We start from the raw sequence: 26509 nt of genomic DNA on the forward strand, positions 1-26509 counted from the left end.
TGAACGGTTACCATTTTATATTGTTATGCAACATACTATAATAAGAAAAGAGAAAACCTTTTCTTATCACAGATTAATTTTAGTCACGAAGGTTTGACGTAACTAGTACTTAAATTGTATAATTATGGACAAAATTTGACTTGAAAGGAGTACATTGAATGTTATACTATCAATCAAATTACTTTGGACAAAATGGAGATTTTGATCGTATATCAGCATTCAATCCTACCAACCTTCCTCATTTTCATCGCAGCTTGGAACTGGTGATGGTTGATGAAGGCACACTGGAGCTTACCATACAAGATAAATCTTATACTCTCCACGAAGGAGAAAACGCTCTCATTCTTTCGAATCAAATACATAGTTTACAAAGTAATCAGAAAAATCACTCCTGGATTTATGTCTTTTCTCCAGAATTGGTTAATCAATTTTATCAGCTTAGTAAAAACAAAGACTTAATTCATCCAATATTCCAGTTACAGGCTGCCACAAGAGAGATGATAAAGGAGATATTCTTCAACAATAATAGTTCGCTGTTTGCCAAAAAAGGGGTTCTGTACTTAATTTGTGCGGAATTGCTAAATCAAACTTCTTTCAAAGAGGAAACGCGGAGAGATGATTATTTATTACATGATTTACTCAACTATATCCAAAATCATTTTACCGAGGAACTTTCCTTAAAAGATTTATCACAAAAATTTGGATACGATTATTCCTACCTATCAAGATTTTTCACAAAAATACTGCATATACCATTTGTTGATTTTGTAAATGGGCATCGTGTAACGTTAGCCTCTCAATTATTAAAAACAACGGATAGTAAAATTACCGAAATTGCCGATATGGTTGGCTATCGAAACATTCGCAGCTTTAATCGAAACTTCGAAAAAATCATGAACACTACCCCGAGTAATTATCGAAAAATTTATATGGAAAGTTATTAATAAACGCAGCGTTAGATTGACAAAAAAAACCTTAGAACACCTATTTGTTTTCTAAGGTTTTTTTAAAGGATATATTAATAATCACTATTGCTTGTCAAACCATTCACGATTGCAACTCCAGAACTTGCTCCGATTCTAGTAGCTCCAGCAGCAATCATTTTCTCCGTGTCTTCACTGCTGCGTACACCTCCAGAAGCTTTCACACCTATATCTGGTCCAACCGTTTTTCTCATTAATGTAATGTCCTCAACAGTTGCTCCGCCTGTTGAGAAACCTGTTGATGTTTTTACATAGTCAGCTCCTGCTTCTACTGCTAATTTACAAGCAATTTCTTTTTCCTCATTTGTTAGGAGACTAGTTTCAATAATTACTTTCGATAATGCTTTACCTTTTGCCGCATCCACTACCGCTTTAATATCTTCTTTAACTAAATCATAATTTTTATCCTTTAAAGCACCAATATTAATAACCATATCTACTTCTGTTGCCCCATTTTTAATGGCATCTTCTGTTTCAAATGCTTTTGTTGCTGAAGTAGATGCTCCTAAAGGGAAACCGATCACTGTACATACCTTTACCTCTGTTCTATTAAGCAATTCACTTGCAGCTTTGACCCATGTTGGATTTACGCAGACAGAAGCAAATGTGTATTGCTTAGCTTCTTCACAAAGAGTCACAATTTGTTCTTTCGTCGCATCAGCTTTTAATAAAGTGTGATCAATCATTTTAGCAATGTTCATTAAGATTCTCCTTTGATATATGTACTAATTAAAAATATATGCCAAGCTCTTTGAACGAACAAAGAGCTTCCATATTAAAGTTATTAAAATTAATTTTATAAAACAAAAAGGAAACAATTGTAGCTGGCTAAACTTAAGAAACAATCGCAGCTTGATCTTCTACTTCCTCTAAAACACGGACAAATTGTCCTTCATTTACAGGGTAGCCTGCTTTCGTTATTTTGACTTTCACAATTTTCCCAACCATTTCTTCTGTTGCTGGGAAAACTACTTTTAAATAATTGTCTGTATATCCAACATAAAGCTTTCCATTGCCATCTTCTTTGTAGACTTCCTCTGGAATAACTTCTACTACCTCGCCTTCATAGTTAGACGCATATTCCTTTGCTAATTGATCAGAAAGCGAAATTAAACGATGTACTCGTTCGTTCTTTACATCTTCCTCAATTTGGTTATCCATTCGCGCAGCAGGTGTTCCTGTCCGTTTTGAATATGGGAACACATGCAATTCAGAGAATTTATGTTCTTTAATAAAATCATAAGTTTCCATAAACTCTTCTTCTGTCTCTCCTGGGAAACCAACGATTACATCAGAGGTAATGGCCAATCCTGGCAAGGCTTCTTTTAATCTTGTAATTCTTTCGGCAAAGAATTCCATTGTATATTTTCTTCTCATTCTTTTTAAAACAGTATCCGATCCAGATTGAATCGGGATATGAAGATGATTTACAATTATTTTTGATTTATCTAAGACTTCAATCACTTCATCTGTTATTTGGCTTGCTTCGATAGAAGAAATACGAAGGCGCTTTAGACCCTTTACCTGGGATTCTAAATCACGCAGTAAATTAGCTAAGTTATAATCCTTCATATCTGAGCCATATCCACCTGTGTGAATTCCTGTTAATACAATTTCTTTATAACCAGCATTCACTAATTGCTGTGCTTGCTTAATAACCTCTTGCGGATCTCTTGAGCGCATCAATCCCCGTGCCCATGGAATAATACAGAATGTACAAAAATTATTGCATCCTTCTTGGATTTTTAAGGAAGCTCTTGTTCTATCCGTAAAAGCAGGGACATCCATTTCTTCGTACACACGATTTTTCATAATGTTTCCAACAGCATTTATTGGTTGTCTTTCTTCTTTATACTGCGTAATATACTCTAGCATTTTCACGCGATCCTGTGTACCAACTACAATATCAACTCCAGGAATAGCCATAATTTCTGCTGGAGAAGTTTGGGCATAACACCCTGTAACACAAATAACTGCATCTGGATTTTTACGAACTGCACGACGAATTACTTGGCGGCTCTTTTTATCTCCTGTATTTGTAACGGTACATGTATTAATAACATATACATCAGATATATTTTCATATTCTACACGTTCATAGCCTTGTTGTTTAAACAACTGCCAGATCGCTTCGGTTTCATAATGGTTTACTTTACATCCTAAAGTGTGAAAAGCAACTGTTGGCATTTTTATCACTCCATCAATTCAAAATGATAAGATACAGCAGACAATAGGTATAATGGTGCAGTCTCTGTTCTTAATATTCTTGGACCAAGTCCGCATGTCACAAAACCATGCTCTTTTAATAATGCTACTTCTGATTCAGTCAGGCCACCTTCTGGGCCGAATACCGCAAGGATAGATTGTCCTTTTGTCATCGATTCCAAGCTTTTCGTTAACACAGACGATTCGCCTTCTCTTGCCTCTTCTTCATAGGCTATTAATTTTACATTATAACCTTCTGAAAGTTTTATCAACTCTTTTATACTAATTGGAGAACTTACTTCTGGTATCATGGTTCGGTGGGATTGTTCTGCTGCTTCTTTTGCAATTTTATTCCAGCGAACTAGTTTTTTTCCACCCTTTTTCTCATCCCATTTAACGACTGAGCGAGCTGCGATGAAAGGGATAAACTTAAAAGCGCCTAATTCTGTTCCTTTTTGGATAATCCATTCCAGCTTATCCCCTTTTGGCAGTCCGCTCACAATAGAAACCGAAATAGGTAATTCTATTTCTCCTTCTAACCATTGTACCACTTTTGCAATGACTTCGTTTTCGGAAATTTTTTCTATTCTGCACCGTGCTGCCTGCTGAAGACTGTTGACACAATATATTTCATCGTCAATATCCATTCGCATCACACGTACAATATGATGATAATCGTCCTCTTGAATAAAAAATGTATCCTCTTCGTTTTTAGCAAAATAACGCTGCAATCGAATTCCTACTTTCTTTTAAGCAATAGAGAAGGAAGAATCGTAAGACGAAACTTCCCTTTTTCCTTTTGAATATACGCTTACTCTTATAGCTTGTTGCTGTGAAAGTTTTTCTTCTATTAACTCTTTTTCTGAGCGGTAATGCTTACCCAATCTTCCATTTGTACTGTTTCTATTATTTCTAGGCCTGATGCGATAATAGCATCCTTTACTTCTTCTTTTTTCTGAAGAATGATGCCAGAAGCAATAAAGAAACCATCTTTTTGAAGTAAACGATAAACATCATCTGTAAAACGAACAATTACCTCTGCCAAAATATTTGCAACAATGACCTCTGCCTGTTCCTCTATACCACTTAAAAGATTATTTTGACGGACAGATGTTTTCTCATGAACTTTGTTTAATTTAATATTTAATTTAGCAGAACGGACAGCCACTTCATCCAGATCTAAAGCAAGCACAGATTTAGCTCCCAGCATGGCTGCTGCAATACTTAGCACACCAGATCCTGTACCAACATCGATAACCACATCGTCTTTTTTTACTATTCTTTCCAAAGCCTGTATACATAATACAGTTGTCGGATGTGTTCCTGTACCGAAAGCCATCCCTGGATCCAATTCGATGATTAATTCATCCGTATGGACTGGTGTATAATCCTCCCAGGTAGGTACAATCGTAAATTTCTCAGATATTTTAACAGGATGATAGTATTTCTTCCAAGCTGTTGCCCATTCTTCTTCATTTACTTCCATAATGGAAACTTTATTTAATCCAATATCAATATTAAACAGTACTAAATTATTGATATTTTCTTTAATTGCCTCTACTGTTTCACCAAGAAAACTATTGATTGGTAAATACGCTTTAACTAGAACGCCTTCTTCTGGATAATCATCAGGATTTAGTTGGTAGATTTCGCCGAATTGGTCTTCTCTTTCTTTAATTAATTCAAAGGGATCTTCAATAACTACCCCACTAGCACCTGCTTCATGCAAAATATTTGAAATAGGTTCAATCGCTTCATTTGTCGTATGAATTGTGATTTCTGACCATTTCATTTCTACCAACTCCTTTTTGATTATTCACCTTTAAATGCTTTTTTTACCTTAGAGAAAAAACTGTCCTCTTCTTCTCCACGAGGAGTATCTCCAGATACTTCAGCAAATTCCTGTAATAGTTGTTTTTGTTTATCAGATAATTTTGTAGGTGTAATTAAGCGAATGATTACATGCTGGTCACCTTGGCCATATCCACGTACATTTGGAATCCCTTTGCCTTTAAGGCGGAATTTTGTTCCAGTCTGTGTTCCCGCAGGTACTTTCAATTTCACTTTGCCATGAATAGTAGGTACTTCCACTTCATCACCTAGTGCAGCCTGAACAAAAGTAATCGGCATTTCACAGTATACATCTTCTCCATCACGCTCGAAGAAGTCATGTCTTCTTATGTGGAACACAACATATAAATCACCTGCTGGCCCGCCGTTTATACCAGGTTCTCCTTGCCCAGAGACTCTTAATTGTTGACCATCATCGATACCTGCTGGAATTTTAACACTAATTTTACGACGTTTTTTCACTTTTCCAGTTCCGCCACAAGTTGAACATTTATGCTTAATCTCTTTACCAGTTCCATTACAGTAATTACATGTTCTTCTATTCACAATACGACCAAATGGTGTATTTTGCTCCACATTCAATTGTCCAGTACCACTACAATGCTTACATGTAACTGGCTTAGTCCCTGGTTTTGCTCCCGTGCCATTACATGTTTCACAATTTTCTTCTCTTGGTATTTCAATTTCCGTTTCTTTCCCAAATGCTGCTTCTTCAAATGATAGTGTCATCGTATATTGTAAATCAGCCCCTTGACGAGGAGCATTCGGATCTCTTCTTCTTGATCCTCCACCACCAAAGAAAGTGCTGAAAATATCTTCAAAACCACCGAAACCACCGAAGTCTCCGCCGCCGCCGAAGCCTTGATTAGGATCTGTATGGCCAAACTGATCATAGTGCGCTCTTTTTTGATCGTCACTCAGTACTTCATAGGCCTCTTTCACTTCTTTAAACTTTTCATTCGCATCAGCTTCTTTATTGATATCTGGATGATACTTTTTTGATAGCTTACGATACGCTTTTTTTATTTCATCCTTAGAAGCCCCTTTACTGACTCCAAGGACTTCATAGTAATCCCGTTTATCCATAATTGATTACCACTCCCCGATTCTTTTCACATAGATGCTATTGTATCATTTTGCTTTTCTAAAGTACAATAGTTTATTGCTATCTTTCCTAATTATCGCTAAAAAACTTCTGATTGAAAAGAAAAGTCAAAGTCAAGATAACCTGACTTTGACTTTTCACTAAACGTAATTGGTTTTATTTCTTTTATTTATCGTCTTTTACTTCTTCAAACTCTGCATCTACTACGTTGTCATCTTTATCGGATGCACCGCCGTCTGCACCTTGAGCCGCTTGTGCTGCTTGTGCTGCTTCTTCATATAATTTCATAGAAAGAGCTTGAACGATTTCTTGAAGAGCGTCTTTTTTCGCACGAATTTCTTCTAATTCGTTTTTCTCGATAGCCGCTTTTAAAGCATCTTTTGCTTCATTTGCTTTTGCAACTTCACTTTCGTCCACTTTACCTTCTAAGTCTTTTAATGTTTTTTCAGTAGTGAAAACTAATTGATCTGCTTCATTTCTTAGTTCCACTTCTTCTTTACGCTTTTTATCAGCTTCAGCATTTTCTTCTGCTTCTCTTACCATTTTATCGATTTCTTCATCTGATAAGCCTGTAGAAGATTTAATTGTAATTGTTTGTTCTTTATTTGTACCAAGATCCTTCGCACGAACATTTACGATACCATTTTTATCGATATCAAATGAAACTTCGATTTGCGGAATTCCACGTGGTGCTGGTGGAATATCAGCTAATTGGAAGCGGCCTAATGTTTTGTTATCCGCAGCCATTGGGCGTTCCCCTTGAAGCACATGAATATCTACAGCTGTTTGGTTATCAGCAGCAGTTGAGAATACTTGTGATTTAGAAGTAGGGATGGTTGTATTACGTTCGATTAACTTCGTAAATACTCCACCCATTGTTTCAATTCCTAATGATAGTGGTGTTACGTCTAAAAGCACAACGTCTTTTACATCACCAGTAATAACGCCACCTTGGATAGCTGCACCCATTGCAACAACTTCATCAGGATTTACTCCTCTATGCGGCTCTTTACCGATTTCTTTTTTAATTGCTTCTTGAACAGCAGGGATACGAGTTGATCCACCTACAAGGATAACTTTGTCAATTTCAGATGCATTTAGACCAGCATCTTTAAGTGCTTGACGAGTTGGTCCCATTGTACGTTCTACTAATGAAGCAGAAATTTCTTCGAATTTAGCACGAGATAAAGTTACTTCTAAGTGAAGTGGTCCAGCTTCTCCAGCTGTGATAAATGGTAAAGAAATTTGTGTAGAAGCTACACCAGAAAGATCTTTTTTAGCCTTCTCTGCAGCATCTTTTAAACGTTGTAGAGCCATTTTATCTTTGCTTAAATCGATGCCATTTTCTTTTTTAAATTGGTCTACTAAATAATCGATAATTACTTGGTCAAAATCATCTCCACCAAGACGGTTATCACCAGCAGTAGATTTTACTTCAAATACGCCGTCTCCTAGTTCAAGGATAGATACGTCAAAAGTACCTCCACCTAGGTCATATACTAAGATAGTTTGATCTTCGTCTGTTTTATCTAAACCATATGCTAATGCTGCAGCTGTTGGTTCGTTAATAATACGTTCAACTTCTAAACCAGCAATTTTACCAGCATCTTTCGTAGCTTGGCGTTCTGCATCATTAAAGTATGCAGGCACTGTTATAACTGCTTTCGTTACTTTTTCTCCTAAGTATTCTTCTGCATAACCTTTTAGGTATTGAAGAATAATCGCAGAAACTTCTTGTGGAGAGTAGTTTTTGCCTTCTACTTCTACTTTATAATCCGTACCCATATGACGTTTAATAGACATAATAGTGTTTGGGTTTGTAATAGATTGACGTTTTGCAACTTCCCCTACTTGGCGTTCTCCATTTTTGAATGCTACTACAGATGGAGATGTTCTATTACCTTCTGGATTTGGGATAACTTTTGGTTCTCCACCTTCAAGTACAGCAACACAAGAGTTTGTTGTACCTAAATCAATTCCAATAATTTTACTCATGGAAATTTCCCTCCTATTTTTTAATATGTAACGCTTATTGGCTTACTTTCACCATTGCAGGTCTAATGACTCTGTCTTTAAGCTTATACCCTTTTTGGAACTCATCCACCACAATGTTTGAATCCGTTCCTTCTACTTCTTCTTGCATTACTGCTTGATGAAGATGTGGATCAAATTCTTTTCCAACTGCTTCGATAGCCTCTACACCTTCTTTTTTGAGAGCTTCAAGGATTCCGCGATAAACCATTTCAACACCTGTGTATAAACTTTGTGTTTGTTCATCTACTGCCTCAATTTTTAATGCTCTTTCCAAATTATCGATGCTTGGTAATAAGTCCATGACAAGACTTTGCGCTCTGTATGTTTGAGCCGCTTCCATATCGAGCCTTGATCTGCGGCGTGAATTATCAAAATCAGCCTGCAGGCGAAGATAGCGATTAGATTCTTCTTCTAATTTAGCTTCTAGCTCTGCAATTTTTTCATTAGCAGCCTTTAATTCTTCAGCTACATTTTCCTCATTGGAAGGAGACGCTTCTACCTCTTCGAAAACTTCTTCAACTGTTTCTTCGACTTTAACGTCTTCTTGTGCTGCTTGTTGTTCCATCTCTGCATTGTTCGTTGCTTTTTCTTCTGCCAACTTGTTCACCTCCCTTAAAGGATTAATTACATAAAACGGTGCAGATTGGCAAATAGAAATTCACCAATCTTAAATTTACTAACTTTAGTCCTTCATTACACACTTTTAAATATTCCACAGAAGTTACTTTTGATACAAATTAGTGAGTACTTTTGTCAGGTCATTCGATAATATATTTAATAAGCTCACAACTCGTGAATATTCCATTCTTGTTGGGCCAAGAATGGCAATCGATCCAATTTGCTCATTCCCAATCCGATAAGAAGCAGAGATAATGCTGCAATTTTCCATTGCTGTATTATTATTTTCTCTTCCGATTTTAATACTAATATCGGATGAGTTATTACGAATGAGCTCAGGTATTCCATCCTCTTTTTCAATCATATTCAACAAATTTCTTATTTTCGTAATATCATGAAATTCAGGCTGTCTTAAAATATTTGTCTTGCCACCAAAAAATAACTTTTCATGGGTATCGATTTTCACGGTTTCGGAAAGAGAGTTGATAAAATACTCATAATTGCTAATATGCTGTTTCAATAAGGTAGCAACTTCCTTATAGATTTTATTATGAAGCTTATCAATCGGCACACCCGTTAACCGGTCATTTAAGATATTTACTAGTTTTTCTATTTCCCCTGCGTGAATAGAATCTGGCAAGTGAAACATTCTGTTTTCCACATGTCCTGAGTCTGTCACAATAATAGCAATGGCCGTATGGTTGTTTAAAGGAACAATTTGAATTTTCTTCAATTTATTTTCTTTAACGGCAGGCCCAAGGACAATAGTAGTATAATTTGTTAAATCAGACAATATTTTAGCAGATTTTTGCACAATATTTTCTAATTCATATATTTTTTCTGCAAACAGTGAGTTAATTCTCAATATTTCTGAACGCTTTAATTTCTGTGGTGATAAAAGATGATCAACATAAAAACGATAACCCTTCTCTGAAGGAACGCGCCCAGAAGAAGAGTGGGTTTTTTCGATAAAACCAGATTCCTCTAAATCTGCCATCTCATTGCGAATGGTGGCGGAGCTAAATGTAATGTTTTCTTTCTTTGATAAGCTCCTTGAGCCTACTGGTTGTGCTGTTGAAATAAAATCATCAATAATCACCTGTAATATTAATAATTGACGATCAGTTAACACATTAATCACCTCTGTTAGCACTCTTTATTAACGAGTGCTAAATCTATATATAAAGTAGCAAAAACAAAGGGGCTGTGTCAATAATTTGAACCTTATTTCTATAAGAAATTTTTCCCTTCTCGCATACTACTTCCTGACAAACCAAGATTATGATTATTCAAGAACTCCAATAAAGGATTGAAACACTTCATTCCCTAAAAATCTGCCTTTATGTGTTAATTTTAAATAATCACTTTCTATTTCAATAAGCTCTCTGCTTATTAGTTCGTTTATTTCCTTGTCAAATAGCTCTAATACATTTTTATTATATTTTTGTTCAAATGAAGATAAACTTACTCCTTTATTTTCCCTTAAGCCAAGGAATAATTCCTCTTCCATTTGTTCTATAGCGGTTACCTTATGTTCATGCATGATCGGAAACTCACCTTGTTCTAAAGGCTGCATGTATTTCTTTAAAGGTCCATAATTAGAATAGCGATTCCCATGTACATAACCATGGGATCCAGCGCCAAACCCAAAGTACTCTTCATTATTCCAGTATGTGAGATTATGCCGACTTTCGAATCCAGGCTTCGCAAAATTACTAATTTCATATTGTTGAAAACCATGTCTTGCCATTTCTTCCATTAAGACGCTGTACATACCTGCTTCCACATCTTCTCCGGGTGTAGGTAGTTTCCCTTTTCTCATTAAGTTATAAAAGACCGTTTTAGGCTCTATAATTAGAGAATATCCTGAATAATGCTGAATATCTAATGTAAATGCTGTTTTTAATGTTTCTTGAAAATCTTCTAACGTTTGACCTGGTAAACTATAAATTAAGTCAACACTGATATTATTAAAACCAATTTTTTTAGCTGCTTCAATGGATGAAAACACATCTTCCGCTTTATGCGTTCTGCCAATTCTCTTTAGCAGCTCATTATTAAAAGATTGTACTCCAAAGCTAAGGCGGTTCACGCCTCCTTCATACAAAGCTTTTAATTTATCTTCTGTTAAATCACCAGGATTGGCTTCAAACGTATATTCTTGCTGCGGGCGAAGCTTAAGTTCTTTATTCACCATTCCACAAAGTCTTTCTAATTGGGATGCAGATAAGCTTGTTGGTGTACCTCCTCCGACAAAAATCGTTGACAGTTCTTGTTGTCCATATTTTTCAATGGTTAGCTTCATTTCTTTCTCTAGAGAGTCTAAGTATTCATCAACTGGCTGTCCTTTTAAAAATACTTTATTAAAATCACAATAGTGACAAATATGTTCACAAAATGGAATATGGATATATGCTGCTTGTATCAATTTTTCACAACCTTTAAATTAATTAAACTATCTTAACTAACAAGTTTTTTCCTATTTGTTTCAATTAAAATAAGAAAAGAGGTCGATACCTACCTGGCACCTACCCCTTTACTTATAGCAGTCCATGTTGCGATTAGCAAGTTTCTTGCATAATGACCATGCAATGCTTTTATTGTCATTTTTACTTTTTCGTATTATTGTCATCCATACGTAATACAGCCATAAACGCTTCTTGCGGTACTTCAACCGAACCAACTTGTTTCATTCGTTTTTTCCCTTCTTTTTGCTTCTCTAACAATTTACGTTTACGAGAAATATCCCCACCATAACATTTAGCCAATACATTCTTGCGCATCGCCTTAATGGTAGAACGAGCAACAATCTTTTGCCCTATCGCAGCTTGGATCGGCACTTCAAATTGCTGACGCGGAATAAGCTCTTTTAATTTCTCTACAATAACTTTTCCTCTTTCATAAGCAAAATCCTTATGAACGATGAAGCTAAGTGCATCTACTTGTTCTGAATTTAACAGAATATCCATTTTCACCAACGTCGATGTTTTATAGCCAATAAGTTCATAATCAAATGACGCATATCCCCTTGTATTTGATTTTAATTGGTCAAAGAAATCATAAACAATCTCCGACAAAGGAATTTCATACGTAATTTTAACGCGAGTCTCATCCATATATTGCATATCGATGAAGACACCTCTCTTCTGCTGGCATAATTCCATAATTGCTCCAACATATTCATTCGGTGCCATCATCGTTGCTTTTACATATGGTTCTTCAATTCTGTCGATTTTTTGAGGATCTGGCATTGCTGATGGATTATCTACTTTTATTTCTGTTCCATCTGTCAAAATAACATCATAAATAACACTTGGAGCAGTAGTAATTAGGTCAATTTTAAATTCGCGCTCGATACGTTCTTGAATAATTTCCATATGAAGCAAACCAAGGAAACCACAACGAAAACCAAATCCTAATGCTTGAGATGTCTCTGGTTCAAATTGTAATGCAGAATCATTAAGCTCTAATTTTTCCAATGCTTCACGCAAATCATTAAATTTTGCACTATCTATTGGATATAAACCACAATAAACCATTGGATTTAGCTTACGATAGCCAGGCAGCGCTTCTGTTGCACCGTTCTTCGCATTAGTGATGGTATCACCTACTCGCGTATCGCCAACATTTTTAATTGCTGCAGTTAAAAAACCTACGTCTCCAACAGATAAATGATCAGTATTAACTGCTTTTGGTGTAAATACACCTACTTCAATAACCTCAAATTCTTTTCCTGTTGCCATCATTTTGATTTTATCACCAGGTTTAACTGTTCCATCCACTACACGTATATAAGTGACAACGCCACGATAAGCATCATATAAACTATCAAAAATAAGTGCCTTTAATGGTGCTTCTGGATCCCCTTGTGGTGCTGGAACCTTTTCTACGACTTGTTCTAGTATATCTTCTATCCCAATACCAGCCTTCGCAGAAGCCAGCACAGCTTCAGAAGCATCTAATCCTATAACATCTTCAATTTCATTTCTAACCCTTTCAGGATCAGCACTTGGCAGGTCAATTTTATTAATAACCGGAACAATTTCCAAATCATTATCAATCGCTAAATAAACATTAGCTAATGTTTGTGCTTCAATTCCTTGAGCGGCATCCACTACTAATACAGCTCCTTCACAAGCAGCCAAGCTTCGAGATACTTCATATGTAAAATCCACATGTCCCGGTGTGTCAATGAGATGTAGTGTATAAATTTCGCCATCTTTTGCTTGATATTTTAATTGGACGGAATTTAGTTTAATCGTAATTCCGCGTTCTCTTTCTAAATCCATTGAATCTAAAAGCTGATCTTTCATCTCACGTGCTGTAAGTGCATTTGTTTTTTCTAATATTCTATCAGCGAGAGTTGATTTCCCATGATCTATATGTGCAATAATAGAAAAATTTCTAATTTTTGATTGTCTCTTTAACATCTCTTCTCTGTTCATTTAGTTCACTCCTACAATAATCGCGCATGTACACTATTTTTGATTATAGCAGTGTGAAGAATAAGATTCAACGAAAAGTAAAATGATTTACTAAACAGTCTTTTATTTTTCTTTTTCTTCCATTATATCTGCAACAAGATTGACTCCTTTTTCTGCTACAGAAGATATCGTATCTGCTACTCCTTTTCCGATGCTAGACAATAAATTAAAAGCTTTCATTTCCTCTAATTGCTGTTTCTTTTCATCCAGATCGTGACTAGTGATATTTTGTCCAAGGACAGACGCTTCTAAATTTCCATCCTCTTTATTTATAGCTACAGCACTTTGGAATCCCTCATCTTCATATCCTTTCATTTTGTGAATCCTACTATTTGCTTGCTGCATACCAAATAATACACAAATAAACATCAACAAAACAATTCCGACAGCACTTAATGTATATAGTTTCAACTTGATCAATCTCCTTTAGTATCAGTACCAAGTTTGTATTTTCCAAATCTACCATCCCTAGTAACTCTATTGAAAATATATGAAGTAACTAGGAATGGTAGAACCCTTTTAGTAAATTTAGTGGGTATTATACCCTACATTCTCTTGATTTATCGCTGAATGAAGTGCGGCATTTAAACCATTTGCAAGCAAATTCGCCATATCTTCTATAAAAACATCGACCTCTTTAGGTGTGACCATTAAGTTATGACCAATTGGTGATAACACTTCATAGATTAACTTTCTCTTTTCTTCCTCAGGCAATGTTCCAACAATACCTAGAAATGTCTTACGATGCTGCTCTTCTGGTAAATCTTCATCCGTTAATTTTCTTTTTTCACCAAAGGTCAACCCAGCTGGAGCCAATGCTCTCGATGGTTTATTTCCTTCTTTTAACTCCTTACCAAAATGCTTTAATATATAATCAATTGTGTCACTTGTAATAGACACTGCATCTACGACAGTTGGAACACCGATAGCAATCACTGGTCTTCCTAACGTTTCTTTACTTAGTTCCTTCCGTTTATTTCCTACACCAGAACCAGGATGGATACCTGTATCGGAAACTTGAATCGTCGAATTCACACGATCAATGGAACGGGATGCAAGAGCATCAATAACAATTACAAAATCAGGATTTGTTTTCTCGACAACCCCTTTTATAATGTCACTTGTTTCAATTCCTGTTAATCCCATTACACCTGGGGCTAAGCTTGATACCGGTCGATAGCCCTCTTCTACACTTTCTGGCTGTAATTCATATAAATGTCTTGTTACAAGTATATTCTCACAAACCTGTGGCCCCAATGCGTCAGGTGTAACATTCCAGTTCCCTAGACCAACTAATAAACAAGATGCATCCTCTTTTATATCGCTCTGCTTTAAAAATTGAGAAAACTCTTTTGCAAATACTTGCTCTACTTTTTCTTGCAATTTCGTATCTTGCTGTCTAATACCTAACACTTCTATCGTTAAATATTTTCCTTGTTTTTTCCCGATTAGTTCTTCTCCCTTTTCGGTGACCTCCACATAGGACATCTTAATACCATTCTCTTCTTTCTCCTTGATGATTACCCCATCTAGATGTGACTGATCTTGTTCATTTTGAACAAGTCCTTGATTATGTAAAGCTAAATCTTTTGCTTCAATTGCCAAATCTGTTCGTACTGAATACATGCTTAAATCAAGTTTTTCCTCCATTGTTATCCCCTTCCAATCCAAAGAATCATTTTATTATTACTAGCATTGCCTTTCTCTCAAAAAAAATTCATATTGTGCAATTTGACTGGAGGTATTGCATTATTAGTCCTCGTTTGATAAAATATCACTTGTTCTTTAAGTTTTTTAGGAATGTATATATCGAGTTTAAATAATGAACTTGATGCTTCGTTTTAGGAGGTGAACGTAAATGCCAAATATTAAATCTGCTATTAAACGTGTGAAAACTAGTGAAGCTCGTAACGCTCAAAACACTACAGTTAAATCTGCAATGCGTACTGCTGTTAAAAAGACTGAAGCTGCTATTGCTCTTAATGATACAACTGCTGCAAATGAAAGTTTTGTAGAAGCTGCTAGTAAGTTAGACAAAGCTGCTGCTAAAGGTCTTATTCATAAAAATGCTGCTGCTCGTAAAAAATCTCGTTTAGCTAAAAGAAAAAATGCTTTAAACGCATAATGAGTAAAAAAGACTATCTTCCTGATAGTCTTTTTTTATTTATAAAGCTTGGGCAGAATTATACAGAGAAAAACCTGAACAATTCCATACAATTGTTCAGGTTAAAAAGTTTATCGTAACCACACTCAAGACACCTATAGGAACGCAGAGGCAGTCCGACCTCATTTAGATTGTTTTAGATCGCCTTTATACTCCACGTCCTATTTGAAAGAGAATCATTTCTATGACCATGCTTTTAGGCATTGCTCCCGTTTTTAATTGATAATCACCTTCTGCAAATAGACGGATACACTTTGTTAATTCCTCTTCTGTAAATCGATTAGCTTGTCCTGCTGCCAATTTAACTCGGAATGGATGAACTTTTAAAACACTAGCAATTTGCTGTTGTCCATATCCTTTTTGCGCAAGTCCTTTTACTTGATAAATTAAACGAAATTGATTCGTAATGATAGAAAGAATCTTTAATGGTTCTTCATTTTGTTTTAATAAATCATAATATATCCGCAAGGCTTCATCTATTTTTTTAGAGATCACTTTATCGACAAGGGAAAAAATATTTTGCTCAAGCGATTTGGCAACTAATTCTTCCACAATCTCTTTCGTAATTAACTTTGAATCTTGGACGTATAAAGCCATCTTATCAATTTCAGTTGTCAAAAGAGACAAATTAGTTCCAGCGAGACTTAAAATAGTGTCAAGTCCATCTTCATTTATCTCTACATGATTATATGCGGCACGTTGTTTTAACCATTTCTTTAGTTCTTGTTCATTTAATTTTTTCGCTTCTAAAATAGATGCAGCTGTTTTTAGTTGTTTGGTTATCTTCTTTCTCTCATCTAATTTTTCGTAACTTCCTATAAAAATCATAATTGTAAACGGAGATGGTTCTTTTAAATATTCCTCTAGTTTTTTTACATTATGTTCCACTTTGGACTTAGATTTTTCAGCAGTTAAGAAAAAAGGATTATTTAATACAACAACCTTTCTTTCGCCAAAAAAGGGGATTGTTTCCGCATCCTCTATCACGACTTCTATTGGTGTTTCCTCCAAATCATATGTAGATAAATTAAAATCCTCATCTTCTTCGTTTAATAATGATTGCAATAATAAATATTTTGTTTCATTTATTAGAAAAGACTCAAGCCCATATAATAGATAGACAAAAGAAAAATCTCTATTTTTTATTTTTTTCCATAATTCTTCGATCATTTCTTCTCCCCATTCCCTAAAAAAACCATTGCTCCTTATTTTCCAACAAAACAATCCCTAATCAATTATTATATACGAAATTCCTAACAGTTGTCCTTCTTTTCGAAAATTTACATACAGAAAGAAGATCCTTTCGACATCATCTCTCTTGTTAACGAAATTCTTTCCTAAAGCTTTGGTATAAGCTCTAGGAAGATTTACTAGCAGCAATGAAATGATTATCTTAAGGACCTTCCTTCAATCTATAATTAACGTTACACATTAAGGCCTAGGATACTTAATGTGTAACGGTGCAATTATATTAATAGTGTACTCCAATGGCTAGATTCTATTTGTGTCAACTCTTGACAACAAAGGAAAATCAGTACGATTCATGTCCATATAGGTAAGTATTTTTTATTCCAATCGGATAGGTATTTAGATGACATTTTTCCATTATTATAGCCATTCACTATTGCTATATTCTATGGAATTCGCAATTCAAATGTGCCACCTTTTTCCGAAAAATAAAAAGAAATCCCCCCATTTTCATCTGTTCTGAATACTTTCACCTGATAATCCTCTAAAATAGTGAGCACATCCAGACTGGGATGATGATACCTATTATTTATCCCAACTGATATAACAGCAATTTTCGGTTTAAGTCGCTCCATAAATTCACTTGTTGAAGAAGTTTTACTACCATGATGTCCCACCTTTAAAACGTCTATTTCTCTTAAATCCGGATATTTGTTCATAAGTGCTAGTTCTCCTTCTTTTTCTAAATCTCCGGTAAATAGCCATGTAATGCCAGCGATCTTAGCAAAAAGGACAATCGAACTATTATTTTTTGTTAAATTCTCCTTCTCTATTGGTGCCAAAACCATAAAAGACTCCTTCCCTGTACTCCACTTCTGTCCTGCTTGTATAAAACGAATGGGGATTTGTTTCTTTTCCACTAATTTTAATAAGTGTTCTTCTTCTATAGACCAATCTCCTTTCACATTGGGATACATTATTTCTTTTACATGTAATTGTTCGATAATAGCAGTACTTCCGCCTATATGGTCTAAATCACCATGGGTTAAAATTAATTTATCAATTGTACGAATCCCTTTACTTTTTAAAAAGGGGACAACTGTCTTGGCTCCCACTTCATATGGGTCTTTCCTTTTTTGCCAATCTTCTTTCGGGAAATTGACAGTACCACCGGTGTCTATTAAATAAGTTCCTTTATTAAATGGCAGCTGAATAAGAATGCTGTCCCCTTGCCCAACATCAATAAAAGTGATTTCTCCTTTTGACGGATAGACATTGTTTATAAATTGAACACTCATAAGCAAAAGTGGAAGACAATATAACCACCTTCTTAAATTCTTCGCCAAATTCTCGTATAAATAAAAGAATATGGGCAGGCTGAGACTATAAGCGCATAAAAAAAATAAGGATGGCCTTCCCAATATAATGGTACTAAATGGAAAACTCGATAATTTCAACACCAGCTTATCAGATAACAGGATGATAAAATCTAATGGGAAAGAAAAAAAAGAAATAAATGGTGGAAATATAAAGGATAGGACATAGAGAACAAGTAAGTACGGCAAAATAATAACCGTATAAAAAGGGATAAAAATAAGATTTGCCAGTAAGGATAAGGTCGGAATTTCAAAAAAGTAGTATAGAATAACAGGGATAACAGCATATTCAGAAATAAATGTCAGGAAGAAATACATTTTAATGGTTGAGGAATGATATTCTTTAATAAGTGAGGATGATACAATGAGAAAAAAACAGACGATAAAAGATAATAAAAATCCAACGTTAAATAACATTCTTGGTTGAATCAATAAATATACGGTAAATACTATACTAATTATATCGATCATCGGCAAAGGAGAGGAAGTATAAAATTTATTAATGGCTAAGAGGATAAAAGCAGTAAATACAGCTCTAATTACGGATGGGCTGAGCCCGGTTAAAACTGCATATATTGGTAAAAGCAGCAGAAGAATAGTACTAGCCCTTTCTCTCGTTAAACCAACTCGTATTAGTAAAAAATAAATGATACCTATTAAAACAACGACATGGGAACCAGAAATAGCTAATAGATGAATAATGCCTATACGTTGAAACGCATCTTGCAAATCTTCCTCCATCATACTACGATCACCAAAAATTAAAGCTTCTGCAATTGGAATAGTTGTTTCTGAAAAATGATTTTCAATCCAAATAGTCCCTTTTTCTCTTAGCTGCTTTAATGATAGAATAATATTTCTTTCTGTCACACAGCTGCTTAAATCCAAATTTTCCACTGATACTAGCCAATAAATCGAAGTATTTTCCAGGTATTGCTGATAATTAAAGCCATTTTCATTTCGCTGTGAAGAGGGAAGTGATAAAGATCCCCTAATAGCGCACGTCTTTCCTATCACCCTCTTCGTTTTTAAAATAGCTTTTTCTGCTTTCGTTTCTATTTTGTAGGAAAGCAGCAGTTTTTCCTCTGTTCGTTTTTCCCTACCTACTACCCGCCACCTATCTCCATCTATCTCAGCTGGTTCTATAAAAGTAACGAAAAAAGAGGAAGTATCCTCCTTTATTTTCGAGCTATTCCCATGATAATCATAACTTCCTCGAACAACGAACAAAAAAAATGTACACAGCAGAAAAGCAGCTAATTTCCAACTTCCTTTCTTCATTAGAAGTAGCCATCCTATAAATAGAAAATAGAGGATATAGACCATTAACTGTTGTGTATAGGCACATAATAAGCCGAATAAAGCTGATACTGCGAAGTACAATAACTTTGTTTGAATCATAAATCGCTCCTCACGAGACAGCTGTAGACCGGCAGTAGAGAGGTTTTATTAAATAGACGTCTTTGTGGTTGGTATAATGGAGAATAATTCTGCCGCTCTTTTTTCCAAAGCCTCTATCTCTACAGAATCTGCATTATTTTCTTTTAATTGTTTTACAAGCGCTTCTACCAATGCCTTTTTCTCCTCTTTGTTCTCAAGCTCTTTTCTTTCCACCTGTACTGTTTCAATATTAGCCTGTTCAAACAACTCTAGCGCATATGGATGATTTTTATAATCCAATTCGTAATAAACTGTTTTAATACCTGCTTGTACAATTGCCTTACAGCATTGAAGACAAGGAAAATGAGTAACATATATATCCGCCCCAGCAGTTGGAACGCCAAATTTAGCACATTGTAAGATAGCATTCATTTCCGCATGGATTGTTCTCACACAATGGTTGTCAATTACATAGCAGCCTTCATCTATACAATGAACACCACCAGCTATACTGCCATTGTACCCCCCGGCAATTATCCGTTTATCTCGAACTATCGTTGCCCCTACTGCCAATCTTGTACATGTACTTCTTAAAGCCAGTAATTCGCTTTGTGCCATAAAATACTCATTCCATGAAATTCTTTCCACTTTCACTTTCACTCCCATAAATAAACCGAATTGAGAAAAACACTATTACTTTTCATTCCTCATTAAGTTTATCGAGAACTATGTCACCAGTCAATTACGAAAAGGATGCTCATGGCGCTTAAATCAATATATTGCTTTGAATATGTATCCCTAATCTACAAGAGATTTATTTTATCGAAATAAAGGATTCTAATTTTTCATATGTTTTCTCTCCAATTCCACTTATGTTTTTTAAATCCTCTTTTGTAGAAAACCCTCCATTCTGTTCACGATACTCCACAATGGCAGCTGCTTTAGATGGACCCACTCCTGGTAACTCAAGCAATTCTGTTTCACTTGCTTTATTAATATTTACTGTTCCTTCATTCGAAGGGACGGCAGTCTCGTTACCAACTGCATTCCCATTAGCTGCTTCCCCTTCTTCTCCTATATAAGGAACATAGATAATCATTTCATCTGTCACTTTCATTGCAAAATTCACTGCGTTTTTTTCACCATCTTTCAAAATTCCGCCTGCCTTTTCAATCATATCATTCACTCGTTCTCCGTCATTCGCTTCATACACACCTGGATTCTTAACCGCACCTTTTACATCTACCAGCATTACCGTAACAGGAGGGTCTTCCTCCGATGCTTCTTCTGGCTTCTCCTCTATGTTTCTTTCAGCAAACAAGTTTTCTTGGGGAATTTGTTCTTCTTCATTACTCGAGATAAAAATAGGGTAAAACCGATATAGCAATAAAAGTACGATACCACCTATACAAAAGAAAATCATTTTCTTATTTTTACGAAGCCAGTCCATGATAACTAATCATCCTTTCAGGTATATTTTGAAATGCTGCGACATATCGTTATATGAGAAAACGCTCAATATAAGGGGGGGATGGAAGATTGAAAATTGGAATGATTGGTACAGGAAATATGGGGAAAATACTAATAGAATCAATGATTGACGGAAAAGCTGTTTCCCCCGAAGACTTATTTATTTTCAATCGAACAAGAAACAAAGCTTTAGAAATTAAGGAAGAGTATCCTACCATAAATATATGCGATAGTGACATGGAAATAGCAAAAAAAGCAGAGCTTATCTTTTTATGTGTAAAGCCACATGATATGTATGAGGTAGCCCATACTATTTCTCCCGTTTTAACAGAAGAAAAATGCGTTATTTCGATTACTAGTCCAATAAGCCCTGACCAGCTTGATTCTTTATTTAGGTGCTCTGTTGCTCGCATTATCCCAAGCATTACAAATAGAGCATTGGCAGGCGTTTCTTTGTTTTCCTTTGGAAGCAATTGTACGGAAGAGTGGAAAAAACACTTAGAAAGTTTGTATGAAAAATTTTCGACACCATTAGAAATTGAAGATGACATTACGAGGGCTGCCTCTGATATAGTAAGTTGCGGACCAGCTTTTTTCAGCTATCTTACCCAAAGATTTATAGAAGGCGCAGTGGATGAAACAGAAATTGATACAGAAACGGCAACAAAATTAGCTAGTGAAATGCTTATTGGCTTAGGAGAATTATTAAAGAAGGGCTATTACACTTTACCTACATTACAGGAAAAGGTATGTGTAAAGGGCGGGATTACAGGCGAAGGAATAAATGTTTTGGAACGTCAATTAGGAGATACTTTTAATCAATTATTTCAAGCAACACAGGCAAAATATGAGGATGATAAACAATCCCTTAAAAATCTTGTCACAGGACATAAAAATATATAATGCTCCTCCTTACTTTCGACTCTATCCATTCGAATTCCTTCTCCCATTTCAATTTTTTCAAAAGAAATTTCAAAAGGCTGCTATCAGAATAGGAAAAAGGGAAATGATCCACCCAAGGACCATTTCCCTTTTTTACGTTATCGCCATAAAAAGACAATATGTAGGAAGGATGTTTCCAAGCATTTACTTGCAAAATACTAACCTGCTTCACAATGAGGAAACATCTCATTTTTTCTTACAATAAAAGAAAATTCTCTCTGCCTTTTCATCTAGTGTATCTTGAGAAAAATCTGCTGTAACTTTCAATAAAGTAAACCCTGTTTGTTCGAGCCATTTCGAATACTGTTCAACAGAATAAGTTCGTTGAAAATGGAGTTCATCATAACGACGATACAAACCTGAGGCTTCATCCAATTCAAAGAAACTTAAATCATGTTCGACGCTATTAGGATATTCTCCTTCATAGCATTGCCATATAAGGCTTAAATCCTCATCATTGACTGTATAGGTTTGATTGATAAATAATTGATTCATTTTATATAAGGAATGTACATCAAATATAAATAAGCCTTTTTCATCTAAATGGGCATAAACACTTTTAAAAGTGTTTATGACTTCTTCTTCCGTTCTTAAATAATTGATGGAATCACAGCAAATACAAATAAGATCGAAAACAGGTAAGCCCTCTAGCTGAGACATATCTTGTTCTATATAAAATACTGATTCTCCTGCTTCCATCGTCTTCGCTTGAGCAACACTCAGCATATCCTCCGATAAATCAACCCCAGTTACATTATAACCAGTCTGGGCCAGCCTAATCGATAACTCTCCTGTTCCACAGGCTAGGTCTAAAAGGTTTGCTCCATTAACTTTATAATCATCTGCTGCCTTTTTGATAAGCTGTATCCACTTTTCATAAGGTACATCATTCATTAATCGATCATAAAGATAGGCAAACTGCTCATAACTCATTGACTGATCACACTTTCCACATTTTCCACTGGTGCATCTCCCCAAAGACGTTCTAAATTGTAATAGGTTCTTTCATCCCGGTGAAAGACATGGACAATAATATCTCCTAAATCAACTAAAATCCATTTTGCCTCATTATAACCTTCAAAACGTTTAACCGTAACTCCAAGTTCACCAGACTTTTCTTTAATTTCATTCGCAATAGCCTGTACTTGCTTGTCAGAATTACCATGACAGATTACGAAATAATCAGCAACAAGAGATATACCTTTCATATTTAGGGCAACAATATTCTCTGCTCTTTTGTCATCAGCTGCCTTTACAGCAGTCCATAATAAAGTACGTTCATCCATTCAATCAACCTCCATTTTTATACAATAACTGTTATATGTTTCAAAGCTTAAAGGAAATACAGCTCGATTATTCCGAATAAGAAACATAATCGTGTTTTTCACCGCTTGCAAAAAGGCTCTCTCCAAACTCACTTCGGCCAATTCTCTTACTTCATCTACTCCTGGAAAAGCTCGGCCAGGTTCAATATAATCGGCTAAATAGACTATTTTTTCTAGCATACTCATTTCAGGTCTTCCTGATGTATGGTATCTAATAGCATCTAATATTTCTCTATCTTTTATTCCGACTTCTTTCTCAACTAAAAAGGCACCGACTGGAGCATGCCAAAGTTCAAAATGAAATAACAAAAGATTAGGATCCATATTTTGCTGTATGATAATCTTTTTCATTTCCTCCTTTGGGCGGAATTTTGCGTAATCGTGAAAAATCGCTGCTATTTCAGCCTTTTTAGCATCTCCACCATACTTATTCGCTAACTTAATTGCTGTTTCCATTACACCGATTGTATGAATATAACGCTTTTCCGTTATTTGTTCTTTTACTATTTGTAATGCTTCTTCACGATTCATATAGACGATTCTCCTCAATATATCTCTTTACTTCATCTCTGACTAAAAAGGAAATGGTTTCCCCTTCCTTAACTCTTTCACGAATTAAGCTCGAAGAAATATTTATATCAGGAACCTTTACATACTGCACTGGGTATTCCGTTTCTAGTTGATATTTTGGGCGGTTTACACTTATGAATTGTACGATTTCCATAAGTTCTTGAATTTTATACCATTTTGGCAAATATTCTACCATATCGGCTCCAATTATAAAATAAAAATCATTGTTTGGGTAAGCCTCATTTAAAAGCTTCATTGTATCATACGTATACGATTTTCCCTCTCTGTCTAATTCCATCGTTTCGATGCGAAAAGAGGAAGTAGATTCTATCGATAATTGTAACATTTCTACTCGTTGAGTATTTGTTACTGTCCCTGTTTTTATTTTATGTGGAGGTTCTTGATTTGGCATAAACCATATTTCATCTAATTTTTTTGCGTGCAGTACTTCATTTGCTATAATTAGATGCCCTATATGAGGAGGATCAAACGTCCCTCCTAATATTCCAACTTTTTTCAAAAAAATCGCCTCTTCTACCGACTTATGATGGTAAATTTATCGTTTTATTTTCTTTTGATTCTTTATATAATACAATTGTATTTCCTATAATTTGAACTAGCTCACTTTTTGTTCCGTTTACTAACTCACTTGCTACCGTATCTTTATCTTCATCACAGTTTTGCAAAATACTTATCTTTAATAGCTCTCTTACCTCTAAAGCTTCACTTATTTGTTTAATCATATTGTCATTAACGCCACCTTTTCCTACTTGGAATATAGGGCTTAAATGGTGTGCCTTTGCTCGTAAAAACCTTTTTTGTTTACCTCTTAACATGATGATCCTCCTAATTGTGTTAAAACATTTTGTCTCATTCTAGCTGTATCTGGGAAAATTCCTTGCCATTTCTCAAATGCTAAAGCTCCTTGATATACAAACATATCAATCCCATTTTGGGTTATAGCGCCCTTGGCTTTTGCATCTTTTAATATTTTTGTTTCTAATGGATTATAGATAATATCACTAACGAATGTGCCCTTCTTCAAATTGCTTACTTGAATAGGCGAAGCATCTATCTTTGGTGACATTCCAATGGAAGTTGTTTGGATGATAAGTTCATATTCCTCAAGATTTTTTTCCACTGAAGCAACTTCCAGTATATTAGTTACGACTGGAAAAGGACAGGCTTCTTTCAGCCTTTCTGCATTTGAAAGCGTACGATTACAAATATCTATTTGGTGTACTCCATAATTAGCTAATGAAAAATAGATCGCTCTTGCGGCACCACCACTACCAATAATCAATGTTTTTTTCTGCTTCAAGTCGGTAAGCTGGTCTAATAGACTTCTTAAATACCCATCTCCATCCGTATTATACCCAACCCACTTTCCATTTTTACAAACCACCGTATTAACAGCGCCAATTGCTTCACTCAATGGGTCTAGTTCGTCCAAAAAGGGAATGATTGCTTGTTTATGGGGGACGGTCACATTAAAGCCATCTATATTACTATCCCTCAAACTTTTTAGTCCCATTTCGAGCATCTCTGTTTTAATATGCATTTTTTTCATTTCAGCATCGAAACCATAGAAATGAAAAAGGTCATTATGCATAACAGGTGACATCGAATGTTGAATTGGATCACCAATTACTGCATAGTTCTTCATAAATAGCCGCTCTCCTTTTCCCCTTGCTTTATTGCAAAACAGATTATATTAATGATTTACGCAACAAGGCATGTACCCCTTTAGGCACATAAACAGAAACTTGAATATTCGGTTCATTCATCGTTATCCAGCCTAATCCGGAAAACACAATATCTGTTTTTGGTTCTTTTATAGAAAAATCATGCCTTACCAACTCAGGAAAAGCATCCAAATGCTCTCTTTTAGGAGGTGTCAATAATTCACCCGCATGTTTTTTATACAGCTCGTCTGCTTTTTCCAACTTCGTCCGATGGATTGTTATTTCATTAGAGAAATAGCATACAAAGCTACTGCGCTCGCCTTTTACAAAATCAAATCGAGCCAGGCCGCCAAAGAATAACGTTTGTTGATCGTTTAATTGAAAAATTCTTGATTTTATTTCTTTTTTTGGCGTAATAATTTTTAAATCCTTTTTATCTACAAAATGAGCCATTTGATGGTGATTAATAATTCCAGGGGTATCCACTAGATATTTACCATCCGACAATGGAATTTCAATAATGTCTAGCGTTGTACCAGGAAAATGTGATGTAGTAATTACATTTTCTTCTCCAGATACCTCTTTTAGAATTCGGTTAATAAAAGTAGATTTTCCTACGTTTGTGCAGCCCACTACATAAACATCTTTTCCGTTGCGATGATATTCAATAGCATCCAGTACTTCTTTAATATTCTTTCCTTTTTCTGCACTGACAAGGTATACATCCTCTGGTCTTAATCCTAAATCCTTCGCTTCTTTTTTCATCCAATTGATAACCTTCTGATGTTTCACTGATTTTGGTAAAAGATCTACTTTATTTCCTATTAGTATAACTTTATTGTTCCCAGTAAAACGATGAAGGCCAGGTAGCCAGCTTCCATTGAAATCAAAAATATCTACTATTTTTACAATTAAGCTGTCACTTTTCCCTATTTCATTTAGAATCTTTAAAAAATCATCATCTGTTAAAGAAACATCTTGTACTTCGTTATAATGCTTTAAACGGAAACATCTTTGACAAATAACCTCATCTTTTTCTAATGAAGAAGAAGGTGCATAGCCTAATTCATTCTTGTTCTCTGTCTGAATAACTACTCCACAGCCGATACAATGTATTCTTTCTGTCACG

The 26509-nt window shown here is 35.3% G+C and carries 26 protein-coding genes; 3 read left to right on the top strand and 23 right to left on the bottom strand.

The window, feature by feature from the left end:
• Positions 1-158: 158 nt before the first annotated feature.
• On the top strand, positions 159-944 hold the full coding sequence (locus NSS71_RS10955; RefSeq protein ID WP_047941304.1) for an AraC family transcriptional regulator: 786 nt from the start codon (positions 159-161) through the stop codon (positions 942-944).
• A gap of 74 nt (positions 945-1018) precedes the next feature.
• On the opposite strand, the gene deoC is transcribed toward NSS71_RS10955, so the two are convergent.
• The 12 genes from deoC to gpr form a co-directional block, all read right to left on the bottom strand.
• A complete protein-coding gene (gene deoC / locus NSS71_RS10960) occupies positions 1019-1684 on the bottom strand; it encodes a deoxyribose-phosphate aldolase (protein ID WP_047941305.1) in 666 nt (221 codons plus the stop codon).
• A gap of 133 nt (positions 1685-1817) precedes the next feature.
• A complete protein-coding gene (mtaB, locus tag NSS71_RS10965) occupies positions 1818-3170 on the bottom strand; it encodes a tRNA (N(6)-L-threonylcarbamoyladenosine(37)-C(2))-methylthiotransferase MtaB (RefSeq protein WP_095258985.1) in 1353 nt (450 codons plus the stop codon).
• A gap of 5 nt (positions 3171-3175) precedes the next feature.
• Positions 3176-3919 (bottom strand): 16S rRNA (uracil(1498)-N(3))-methyltransferase, encoded by a 744-nt coding sequence (locus tag NSS71_RS10970; protein WP_047941307.1) that lies wholly within the window; start codon positions 3917-3919, stop codon positions 3176-3178.
• A 119-nt stretch (positions 3920-4038) separates the two neighbouring features.
• A complete protein-coding gene (prmA, locus tag NSS71_RS10975; protein ID WP_047941308.1) occupies positions 4039-4980 on the bottom strand; it encodes a 50S ribosomal protein L11 methyltransferase in 942 nt (313 codons plus the stop codon).
• Positions 4981-5000: 20 nt separating this feature from the next.
• Positions 5001-6125 (bottom strand): molecular chaperone DnaJ, encoded by a 1125-nt coding sequence (dnaJ, locus tag NSS71_RS10980; RefSeq protein WP_047941309.1) that lies wholly within the window; start codon positions 6123-6125, stop codon positions 5001-5003.
• Between the two features lie 184 nt (positions 6126-6309).
• Positions 6310-8139, bottom strand: a complete 1830-nt coding sequence (dnaK, locus tag NSS71_RS10985) for a molecular chaperone DnaK (protein ID WP_047941310.1) — start codon at positions 8137-8139, stop codon at positions 6310-6312.
• Between the two features lie 34 nt (positions 8140-8173).
• Positions 8174-8776: a nucleotide exchange factor GrpE gene (grpE, locus tag NSS71_RS10990; protein ID WP_172865805.1), complete on the bottom strand. Its 603-nt coding sequence runs from the start codon at positions 8774-8776 to the stop codon at positions 8174-8176.
• Positions 8777-8899: 123 nt separating this feature from the next.
• Positions 8900-9928 carry a heat-inducible transcriptional repressor HrcA gene (gene hrcA, locus NSS71_RS10995; protein WP_047941311.1) on the bottom strand — a complete coding sequence of 343 codons (1029 nt, stop codon included), beginning with the start codon at positions 9926-9928 and terminating at the stop codon, positions 8900-8902.
• A 153-nt stretch (positions 9929-10081) separates the two neighbouring features.
• Entirely contained in the window at positions 10082-11224 is a 1143-nt protein-coding gene (gene hemW / locus NSS71_RS11000) for a radical SAM family heme chaperone HemW (protein WP_047941312.1), read from the bottom strand.
• A 181-nt stretch (positions 11225-11405) separates the two neighbouring features.
• Positions 11406-13241, bottom strand: coding sequence for a translation elongation factor 4 (gene lepA, locus NSS71_RS11005; protein ID WP_095258987.1), 1836 nt, complete (start codon positions 13239-13241; stop codon positions 11406-11408).
• 102 nt (positions 13242-13343) lie between these two features.
• Positions 13344-13691, bottom strand: a complete 348-nt coding sequence (locus NSS71_RS11010; protein ID WP_328283461.1) for a DUF3679 domain-containing protein — start codon at positions 13689-13691, stop codon at positions 13344-13346.
• Positions 13692-13808: 117 nt separating this feature from the next.
• Entirely contained in the window at positions 13809-14930 is a 1122-nt protein-coding gene (gene gpr, locus NSS71_RS11015) for a GPR endopeptidase (RefSeq protein ID WP_047941315.1), read from the bottom strand.
• A gap of 208 nt (positions 14931-15138) precedes the next feature.
• Here gpr and rpsT point away from each other — a divergent pair, with 208 nt between their 5' ends.
• Positions 15139-15405: a 30S ribosomal protein S20 gene (rpsT, locus tag NSS71_RS11020; protein ID WP_016202952.1), complete on the top strand. Its 267-nt coding sequence runs from the start codon at positions 15139-15141 to the stop codon at positions 15403-15405.
• Positions 15406-15591: 186 nt separating this feature from the next.
• Here rpsT and holA read toward each other — a convergent pair whose 3' ends face one another.
• The 4 genes from holA to NSS71_RS11040 all read right to left on the bottom strand — a co-directional run bounded on the left by holA (position 15592) and on the right by NSS71_RS11040 (position 20838).
• A complete protein-coding gene (gene holA / locus NSS71_RS11025; protein WP_061798625.1) occupies positions 15592-16614 on the bottom strand; it encodes a DNA polymerase III subunit delta in 1023 nt (340 codons plus the stop codon).
• 464 nt (positions 16615-17078) lie between these two features.
• Entirely contained in the window at positions 17079-19409 is a 2331-nt protein-coding gene (locus tag NSS71_RS11030; RefSeq protein ID WP_328283460.1) for a DNA internalization-related competence protein ComEC/Rec2, read from the bottom strand.
• Between the two features lie 48 nt (positions 19410-19457).
• Positions 19458-20036 carry a ComE operon protein 2 gene (locus NSS71_RS11035; protein ID WP_047941317.1) on the bottom strand — a complete coding sequence of 193 codons (579 nt, stop codon included), beginning with the start codon at positions 20034-20036 and terminating at the stop codon, positions 19458-19460.
• A 166-nt stretch (positions 20037-20202) separates the two neighbouring features.
• On the bottom strand, positions 20203-20838 hold the full coding sequence (locus NSS71_RS11040; protein ID WP_047941318.1) for a helix-hairpin-helix domain-containing protein: 636 nt from the start codon (positions 20836-20838) through the stop codon (positions 20203-20205).
• Positions 20839-20927: 89 nt separating this feature from the next.
• On the opposite strand from NSS71_RS11040, the gene comER reads away from it, so the two are divergent.
• A complete protein-coding gene (gene comER / locus NSS71_RS11045; RefSeq protein WP_047941319.1) occupies positions 20928-21761 on the top strand; it encodes a late competence protein ComER in 834 nt (277 codons plus the stop codon).
• Between the two features lie 225 nt (positions 21762-21986).
• On the opposite strand, the gene NSS71_RS11050 is transcribed toward comER, so the two are convergent.
• Genes NSS71_RS11050 through yqeH form a run of 7 tightly spaced genes read right to left on the bottom strand, consistent with a single transcriptional unit; the run spans position 21987 to position 26508 of the window.
• A complete protein-coding gene (locus NSS71_RS11050; RefSeq protein WP_047941321.1) occupies positions 21987-22733 on the bottom strand; it encodes a class I SAM-dependent DNA methyltransferase in 747 nt (248 codons plus the stop codon).
• The gene (rsfS, locus tag NSS71_RS11055; RefSeq protein WP_047941322.1) at positions 22730-23086 is read right to left on the bottom strand and encodes a ribosome silencing factor; all 357 of its coding nucleotides are present in this window, start codon (positions 23084-23086) and stop codon (positions 22730-22732) included. Before rsfS ends, NSS71_RS11050 begins: the two co-directional genes overlap by 4 nt.
• A complete protein-coding gene (gene yqeK / locus NSS71_RS11060; protein WP_047941323.1) occupies positions 23087-23656 on the bottom strand; it encodes a bis(5'-nucleosyl)-tetraphosphatase (symmetrical) YqeK in 570 nt (189 codons plus the stop codon).
• Positions 23646-24215, bottom strand: a complete 570-nt coding sequence (locus tag NSS71_RS11065; RefSeq protein ID WP_047941324.1) for a nicotinate-nucleotide adenylyltransferase — start codon at positions 24213-24215, stop codon at positions 23646-23648. The genes yqeK and NSS71_RS11065 overlap by 11 nt, the downstream gene beginning before the upstream one ends.
• 22 nt (positions 24216-24237) lie before the next feature.
• Positions 24238-24531 carry a ribosome assembly RNA-binding protein YhbY gene (yhbY, locus tag NSS71_RS11070; RefSeq protein ID WP_016202941.1) on the bottom strand — a complete coding sequence of 98 codons (294 nt, stop codon included), beginning with the start codon at positions 24529-24531 and terminating at the stop codon, positions 24238-24240.
• Positions 24525-25361 carry a shikimate dehydrogenase gene (gene aroE, locus NSS71_RS11075; RefSeq protein WP_047941325.1) on the bottom strand — a complete coding sequence of 279 codons (837 nt, stop codon included), beginning with the start codon at positions 25359-25361 and terminating at the stop codon, positions 24525-24527. Before aroE ends, yhbY begins: the two co-directional genes overlap by 7 nt.
• 43 nt (positions 25362-25404) lie before the next feature.
• The gene (gene yqeH / locus NSS71_RS11080) at positions 25405-26508 is read right to left on the bottom strand and encodes a ribosome biogenesis GTPase YqeH (RefSeq protein WP_047941326.1); all 1104 of its coding nucleotides are present in this window, start codon (positions 26506-26508) and stop codon (positions 25405-25407) included.
• Position 26509 lies beyond the last annotated feature (1 nt).

The sequence above is a fragment of the Niallia sp. FSL W8-0951 genome (assembly GCF_038006525.1).
GTDB classification, from domain to species: domain Bacteria; phylum Bacillota; class Bacilli; order Bacillales; family Cytobacillaceae; genus Niallia; species Niallia circulans.

What these genes read in the sequence shown, in the direction of transcription:
- NSS71_RS11050 (WP_047941321.1), bottom strand. Translation starts at nt 22,733, where the DNA reads ATGAGTTATGAGCAGTTTGCCTATCTTTATGATCGATTAATGAATGAT.
- prmA (WP_047941308.1), bottom strand. Translation starts at nt 4,980, where the DNA reads ATGAAATGGTCAGAAATCACAATTCATACGACAAATGAAGCGATTGAA.
- dnaK (WP_047941310.1), bottom strand. Translation starts at nt 8,139, where the DNA reads ATGAGTAAAATTATTGGAATTGATTTAGGTACAACAAACTCTTGTGTT.
- rsfS (WP_047941322.1), bottom strand. Translation starts at nt 23,086, where the DNA reads ATGGATGAACGTACTTTATTATGGACTGCTGTAAAGGCAGCTGATGAC.
- lepA (WP_095258987.1), bottom strand. Translation starts at nt 13,241, where the DNA reads ATGAACAGAGAAGAGATGTTAAAGAGACAATCAAAAATTAGAAATTTT.
- NSS71_RS10955 (WP_047941304.1), top strand. Translation starts at nt 159, where the DNA reads ATGTTATACTATCAATCAAATTACTTTGGACAAAATGGAGATTTTGAT.
- NSS71_RS11040 (WP_047941318.1), bottom strand. Translation starts at nt 20,838, where the DNA reads ATGGACTGGCTTCGTAAAAATAAGAAAATGATTTTCTTTTGTATAGGT.
- gpr (WP_047941315.1), bottom strand. Translation starts at nt 14,930, where the DNA reads ATGGAGGAAAAACTTGATTTAAGCATGTATTCAGTACGAACAGATTTG.
- mtaB (WP_095258985.1), bottom strand. Translation starts at nt 3,170, where the DNA reads ATGCCAACAGTTGCTTTTCACACTTTAGGATGTAAAGTAAACCATTAT.
- aroE (WP_047941325.1), bottom strand. Translation starts at nt 25,361, where the DNA reads ATGAAGAACTATGCAGTAATTGGTGATCCAATTCAACATTCGATGTCA.
- deoC (WP_047941305.1), bottom strand. Translation starts at nt 1,684, where the DNA reads ATGAACATTGCTAAAATGATTGATCACACTTTATTAAAAGCTGATGCG.
- yhbY (WP_016202941.1), bottom strand. Translation starts at nt 24,531, where the DNA reads ATGTTAAGAGGTAAACAAAAAAGGTTTTTACGAGCAAAGGCACACCAT.
- NSS71_RS11030 (WP_328283460.1), bottom strand. Translation starts at nt 19,409, where the DNA reads ATGATTCAAACAAAGTTATTGTACTTCGCAGTATCAGCTTTATTCGGC.
- rpsT (WP_016202952.1), top strand. Translation starts at nt 15,139, where the DNA reads ATGCCAAATATTAAATCTGCTATTAAACGTGTGAAAACTAGTGAAGCT.
- dnaJ (WP_047941309.1), bottom strand. Translation starts at nt 6,125, where the DNA reads ATGGATAAACGGGATTACTATGAAGTCCTTGGAGTCAGTAAAGGGGCT.
- yqeK (WP_047941323.1), bottom strand. Translation starts at nt 23,656, where the DNA reads ATGAATCGTGAAGAAGCATTACAAATAGTAAAAGAACAAATAACGGAA.
- holA (WP_061798625.1), bottom strand. Translation starts at nt 16,614, where the DNA reads ATGATCGAAGAATTATGGAAAAAAATAAAAAATAGAGATTTTTCTTTT.